Origin of the sequence: Porphyromonas uenonis DSM 23387 = JCM 13868 (assembly GCF_000482365.1) — a bacterium.
Lineage (GTDB): Bacteria > Bacteroidota > Bacteroidia > Bacteroidales > Porphyromonadaceae > Porphyromonas > Porphyromonas uenonis.
The window spans coordinates 149,477-156,274 of record NZ_KI535309.1 but is presented as its reverse complement, the minus strand read 5'-3'; the positions used below and the strand labels follow the sequence as shown (position 1 = coordinate 156,274).

Genomic DNA, 6,798 nt, shown 5'->3' with positions numbered 1-6,798 from the left:
GAACGGCAACAACATCTTTCGGAAAAGGAGAAAGCCGAAATCCGCAAGGAGGTCATTCTTCTTCAGGACACCATTAGAGATAAGGACAAGACTATCTCTGAACAACACCGAGAAATCAAGGTGTACGAGGAGGAGCGGAGTTTTATCAAACGCTTCTTCCACAGCTTCTACCTCTTACTCAATATCCGTCTGATGCTCCGCAAAATGGGCTTTGATGATGATACGGTGGTCAAGATGCACAAAGATCAAGAGATAGTTCGTGGTACGGCTACCGCATATTCGGGAATGTACAAACGAAACTTCACGGAGGAAAATGCCGAGCTACGCATTATAACCAACGAGAAGCGTCAGCCTATTCTTACCATCAATGGACTATCTGTTCCAGATTGGTGCGAACAGAAATGGAAACAGCTTGTCAATCGTAATCGCTTGCAACGACTGTAGAGATAAGACATCTTCTTCCCCTTTCATTGTAATGTTTGGGCTCCGACTAAACTTTTAAGAAGAAAATCACGCAAGAACGCTCACTTTCTCTCACGAATCACTACCTTTGCAAGTGATAATAGTGAGCGTTCTTTGGCTATCCAAAACGATGTACTTCAAAGCACTCCGCTCATTTCTAAATCGTTACCTATCCGCATCTCCCCAAAAGGTAACCTCTTACTTCTCAGCTAGATAGTTCGCAACCAAAAAATTACGCAGGAACTTTTTAGTTCCAACGCAGGAACTTTTCGGTTCCAGGGGAGGAACCGCCATCGGACTGCTGTGATTTCGTATCTTTGTCCCATAAGAAGGACTGCGGGCGTAGTCTTATTGCTACATTTACTGGTTAACGAAATAGGCGTATCCTCGATGAATACACAACAACGACAGCGAGCGTGGTGGCTCTACGGTGGGCTGATGCTCATCTTCGTGGCGCTCTTGTGGTGGGTCGCTGCGACTGACGGGGCGATGAGTGGCGCCTCGGAGTCTCTCGTCACGGCTCCCGTAGCTACTGCGACAGAGTCTTTGGGCGAAGCATCCGAAGGGGCTGTGGTAGCACCCGCATCGCCCGCTCTTTCGCCCGCTGGGGAGGCCACGCCGTGGCAATCGTTTGTGACGTCGGTACGCTCTCACGCCGCTTCAGACATAGGTATGCTACTGATCCAGCTGGTGGTCATCCTGCTCGTGGTACGTGTCGTGGGGTGGCTCTTCGCACGGTTGCACCAGCCGACGGTTATTGGGGAGATCCTTGCCGGTATATTGCTCGGACCGAGCTTGCTGGGAGCCGTTTGGCCAGAAGCGATGGAGACGCTCTTTCCTGTGCACAGCTTGGGCAATCTAGAGTTGCTCAGCCAGTTCGGACTGATCCTCTTCATGTTTACCATCGGTATGGAGCTGCGTATGAAAGACCTCAAGGGTCAGGCGCAGCAAGCGTTCGTCATCAGCCAGTCGGGGATTATCTTTCCATTTATCCTAGGCATCCTCCTCACCTATGGACTGTACAGTCGCCCAGAGCTACTGAGCGAGGGGAGTAGCTTCTTGTCACTTGCCCTCTTTGTGGGCATCTCGCTCAGCATCACGGCCTTCCCCGTCTTGGCTCGTATCATCCAGGAGCGCTCGCTCTCGCATAGTCACCTGGGGCGCCTGGCGCTCTCGACCGCAGCTATGGGAGACATCGTGGCGTGGCTCATGCTGGCGGCCATCATGGCGGTCAGCCAGGGGGGAAGCTTCACGAGCGCCCTCTACAATATGCTCTTCCTCGCCCTTTACTTGGCGGTTATCTTTGGCATCTTGCGACCACTCTTCGGACTCCTCGGTCGACGCGTGAGACATCGTGAGGTGCTCTCCAAGTCGCTCATGGGACTCATCTTCATCCTCCTCATGGCGAGCGCCTACTTCACCGAGATCATGAGTATGCACGCGCTCTTTGGCGCCTTCATGCTGGGACTGGTCATGCCGGAGAACCTAGACTTCCGAGTGATTGTCAAGGAGAAGGTCGAGGACCTCGCCCTTTTGCTCCTCTTGCCACTCTTCTTCGTGAGCTCAGGCTTGCGCACGGAGCTGGGATTGGTCAATACACCTGAGCTGTGGGCGCTCTTCGGCATCTTTACCCTTGTGGCAGTTATTGGCAAAATGGGTGGCACTTACCTCGCTGCGCGAAGCTGTGGCATACAGCGCCGCGAAAGCCTTTACCTAGGAGCTTACATGAACACCCGAGGGCTGATGGAGCTGGTCGTGCTACGCATCGGACTGGACCTAGGAGTCCTCTCGACGGTCCTCTTTACGATTCTCGTGATGATGACGCTCGTGACGACGATCATGACGGCTCCGACGCTGCAGCTGATCGACTGGCTCCTCAAGAAGAAGAAAACGCCGCAGAGTCTGGAACACGCAACGGGGCAGGTGCTCATCTCCTTCGGTCGTGCCGAGACGGGTGTCACGCTCCTGGAGTTCTTCCATAGGTTGTGCGGCGGTACCGCTCCACAGGTGGCTTGTACGCTGATGCACGTCACCACCGACACGGACATTAGCACCATCGATGCGGACCACTACTACGCCAGTAGCTTCGAAGCTCCGATGGAGATGGCCAAGCAGCTAGACCTGACGGTGGAGCGTAAGTATGAGATCGCCGAATCGGTCCCTGAGGCGGTCCTTTCGCACGCTAATCACATCCAGAGCAACCTGCTTCTCCTGGGAGCTAGCGTCAACCTTTCACAAGACAAGAAAGACCGCGACCTAGTCGCCTATAGCAATAAGTTGACCCGTAGGTGGGATCTGCTGACTGGTCGCCGTCGCAAAGCTAAGAAAGAGCAGAGTTCGCACTCCTTTGAGGAGCTGATCGCTACCTTAGCTCAGGAGGCGCCTTGCTCTGTGGGCATCTATGTGGACAATGGTCAGACGCCGATAGCGCATCCGCTCGTGCTGATGCAGCGACCTGAGGACCAAGAGCTACTACTCGTTGCCGAGCAGGTGACGCAAAGTGCGGATAGCCCGATCACGCTGATGCCGCTTTCGTCGCATCTCGCCAAGCCTATGACAGAGCTCTCGGCTCGTGTGTCGTGGAGCAGAGAGACTTTTGCTGAGCAGGTCGACCTGAGCGCTTACGACTTCGCATTCATCGCTTACGATGCGTGGGCTGCCCTCACGCCAGCACAGCAAGAGCTGCTAGAGCAGCTGCCCTCGTACTTCATTCTAGACATTGACGAGGCGACCATTGAGCTGCCGACGATACATCGTCCGACTACAGAGGCCGTCTCTTACCTTGGTAAAGCGTCTTAACTATGAAACGTGAGAAAGGCTATCCTCGCCAAGCTAAGCCAAAGCCGAGCACTCCGCTCTGGGCTCTGCAAGATCCGTGGCTCGCTCCCTACTACGAGACGATAGAAGCGTGGCAAAGCTACATCGCAACGCGTCGGCAGCTCTTCGTTGGCTCGCAAAGTCTCTCGAGCTGGGCGTGCGGACACCTTTACTTCGGGCTACATCGCACCGACACCGGCTGGACAGCGCGCGAATATGCGCCAGCGGCTCAGGCGGTCTACCTGCTCTGCGATGCTAACGAGTGGCGTAAAGATCCAAACTATCGATTTGTTGGCAATGAGGAGCGACCAGGCGAATGGCTCCTCGATCTCCCCGCCACAGCGCTACACCATCTAGACTACTACAAGCTACTCATCTGCACGGACGATGAGGAGCTAGAGCGCATCCCCGCCTACGCTCATTATGTCGTGCAGGACCCGCGAGACTACACCTTCTGCGCTCGTGTCTGGGCTCCCGAAGAGCCGTACCTTATCCAGGCGCCAGCACCTCAGCGTCCCGACACGTTGCTCATCTATGAGTGCCACATAGGGATGAGTGGCGAGGAGATGGGCGTGGCGAGCTACGAGCAGTTTCGCACGGAGAGACTGCCCTACATCGTCTCGGCAGGGTACAACACGCTCCAGATCATGGCGGTTCAGGAGCACCCGTACTACGGTTCGTACGGCTATCACGTCTCCAACTTCTTCGCTCCGTCCAGTCGCTTCGGCACGCCCGACGATCTCAAGCGCTTAGTCGACGAGGCGCACGCCTTAGGGCTGTACGTCATCATGGACTTGGTCCACTCGCACGCCGTGCGCAACGAGGCCGAGGGCTTAGCCCGCTACGATGGCACACGGACGCTCTTCTTCCACGAGGGGAGCCGTGGCGAGCACCCGCAGTGGGACTCGCTCTGCTTCGACTACGGCCGTGGCGAGGTGGTCCACTTCCTCCTATCCAATTGCCACTACTGGCTCACGGAGTACGGCTTCGACGGCTTCCGCTTCGACGGGGTCACCTCGATGCTTTACGAAGATCACGGCCTCGGGCGACCTTTCCTCACCTATGAGGACTACTACAATGGCAATGTAGACCGAGATGCGCTGACCTATCTGACGCTTGCTAACGAACTAATCCACGCTGTCAAGCCCTCGGCGACGACTATCGCCGAGGAAGTGAGCGGACTGCCAGGACTGTGCGAAAGCCAAGCCACCGAAGGCTACGGCTTTGACTACCGCCTTGCGATGAATGTGCCGGACTACTGGATCAAGCTGATCAAAGAGCAGCCCGATGAAGCGTGGAATCCCGAGAATATGTGGTACGAACTGCGCAATCACCGCCCCTCGGAGCGAACTATCTCCTACGCTGAGAGCCACGACCAGGCACTCGTCGGAGACAAGACCATCATCTTCCGACTCATCGACAGCGACATGTACTGGCATATGCAGCAGAGCGACTACAACGATCGGGTGATGCGTGGCATAGCGCTCTGCAATATGATCCGTCTGATGACCTTCGCCACGATGTGCGGTGGTTATCTCACCTTCATGGGTAATGAGTTTGGTCATCCCGAGTGGATCGACTTCCCACGTGAGGGCAATGGCTACTCCTACCAGTACGCTCGTCGTCAGTGGTCGCTACAGGCTAATGGCTTACTGCGCTACAAGCAGCTCGCACACTTTGACAAAGGGATGCTCTCGCTCTGTCGCTTGACGCCCCGCTTTGCAGAGCTCTCGGACTACTGCTACCATAGCCACACGGAGCAACAGGTTATCGCCTTCATGCGAGGTGACGAGTACCTCTTTGCCTTCAACTTTAGCCCCACCGAGAGCTACACCGACTACCTCATCGAGGGCGTGCCAGCGGGGCAATACGAGCTACTCCTCGACAGTGATGCGGTGGCCTGCGGAGGCTTCGGACGTATCAATGCCAGCGTCCTGCACCACACCCGCGCCACCGCCGAGGGAGGCACCGAGCTACGACTCTATCTGCCCTCCCGCTCAGCGCAAGTCTACCAGCGCAAGCCGTAATAGACCTTTTGTAAAAACAGCAAAGGCGCATAGTTCACGAAGAGCTATGCGCCTTTGTCTAGCTTATGTGTAAGTTTTACTTCTCAAACTCGATGTCGATGTCGAAGGACTCGTGCCAGGGCAGTCCCTGACGAGCCACCTCCTCGAGGAAGGGATCTGGATCAAACTGCTCAACGTTGAAGACGCCAGCGCCTCCCCATATGCCCTTGGCGAGCATCAGTGCGCCCGTCGTAGCGGGGACACCCGTCGTGTAGCTGACACCCTGCGTGCCCGTCTCACGGTAGGCTGCTTGGTGAGAGCAGTTGTTCCATATATAGTAGGTACGCTCCTTGCCGCCCTTGACACCACGGATGCGACAGCCGATAGAGGTCTCGCCCGTATAGTTCTCGCCCAGCTCTTTAGGATTAGGCAGGACAGCCTTGAGGAATTGGATTGGCACGATCTCCTGACCGTTGTAGTTGATCGGCTCGATGCTTGCCATACCAATGTTTTGGATCACCTCTAGGTACTTGAGATACTCCTCCCCGAAGGTCATCCAGAAGCGCGCCCGACGTATCGTGGGGAAGTGCTTGACGAGTGACTCCAGCTCCTCGTGGTAGAGCAGATAGGACTCGCGTACGCCGATACCTGGGTAGTGTAGCGGGCGATGTATCTCCTGAGGCTCCGTCTCGATCCACTCGCCCTCGTGGTAGTACTTACCCTTTTGGGTGATCTCACGGATATTGATCTCTGGGTTGAAGTTGGTTGCAAACGCCTTGTGGTGGTCACCACCGTTGCAGTCCACGATGTCGAGGTAGTGCATCTCGTCAAAGTGATGCTTAGCCGCATAAGCGGTGAAGATACTGGTCACGCCTGGGTCAAAGCCACACCCTAGGACAGCCGTCAGGCCAGCTTCCTTAAAGCGGTCGTGATACGCCCACTGCCAGCTGTACTGATACTTAGCCTCATCGAGGGGCTCGTAGTTTGCCGTGTCAAGGTAGTTAACGCCCGCCTTGAGACATGCCTCCATGATGGTCAAGTCTTGGTAAGGGAGCGCCACGTTGATACAGATGTCTGGGCGGAAGCTCTCGAAGAGTCGTACCAGTTGCTCCACATCGTCAGCATCCACCTGAGCGGTCTGGATCTTGACGTTCTTTATTTGTGCTGCGATGGCGTCACACTTAGACTTAGTGCGGCTCGCCAGCATAATATCGGTAAAGGTCTCAGCATTCTGAGCCACCTTGTGAGCTACTACGGTGCCTACGCCACCAGCTCCGATGATGATCACTCTTGTCATAGAGGTTGTATAGTTAAAAGCGTTAGAGATTCATGAGGTTTGCGGTAGCTACGCCGGCATCCTTTGCGGCTGCTCGAGCGTCGTCGCTACTTTGCTCTGCCAAAGATACGAAAAAGAAGTTAGAGATTAGAGGTTAGAGATCGGAGCTGTCGGAGCTATCTGGGCCATCGGAGCTATCTGAGTGATCGGATCTCTAGCTTCTAACCTCTAACTTCT

3 protein-coding genes and 1 pseudogene are annotated in these 6,798 nt (G+C 55.4%); 3 read left to right on the top strand and 1 reads right to left on the bottom strand.

Annotated elements, in window-relative coordinates; genetic code table 11:
• The 3 genes and pseudogenes from L215_RS10285 to L215_RS0108290 form a co-directional block, all read left to right on the top strand.
• Positions 1 to 444, top strand: a pseudogene (locus L215_RS10285) (MobV family relaxase); the annotation flags it as partial.
• A 408-nt stretch (positions 445 to 852) separates the two neighbouring features.
• Positions 853 to 3,261 carry a cation:proton antiporter gene (locus L215_RS0108295; protein ID WP_025882962.1) on the top strand — a complete coding sequence of 803 codons (2,409 nt, stop codon included), beginning with the start codon at positions 853 to 855 and terminating at the stop codon, positions 3,259 to 3,261.
• Positions 3,262 to 3,263: 2 nt separating this feature from the next.
• On the top strand, positions 3,264 to 5,306 hold the full coding sequence (locus L215_RS0108290) for an alpha amylase C-terminal domain-containing protein (protein ID WP_025882960.1): 2,043 nt from the start codon (positions 3,264 to 3,266) through the stop codon (positions 5,304 to 5,306).
• Positions 5,307 to 5,382: 76 nt separating this feature from the next.
• On the opposite strand, the gene L215_RS0108285 is transcribed toward L215_RS0108290, so the two are convergent.
• Entirely contained in the window at positions 5,383 to 6,582 is a 1,200-nt protein-coding gene (locus tag L215_RS0108285; protein WP_025882958.1) for a saccharopine dehydrogenase family protein, read from the bottom strand.
• Between the last annotated feature and the right edge of the window lie 216 nt (positions 6,583 to 6,798).

Coding starts and splice junctions, on each gene's coding strand:
- L215_RS0108295 (WP_025882962.1), top strand. CDS start 853: ATGAATACACAACAACGACAGCGAGCGTGGTGGCTCTACGGTGGGCTG.
- L215_RS0108290 (WP_025882960.1), top strand. CDS start 3,264: ATGAAACGTGAGAAAGGCTATCCTCGCCAAGCTAAGCCAAAGCCGAGC.
- L215_RS0108285 (WP_025882958.1), bottom strand. CDS start 6,582: ATGACAAGAGTGATCATCATCGGAGCTGGTGGCGTAGGCACCGTAGTA.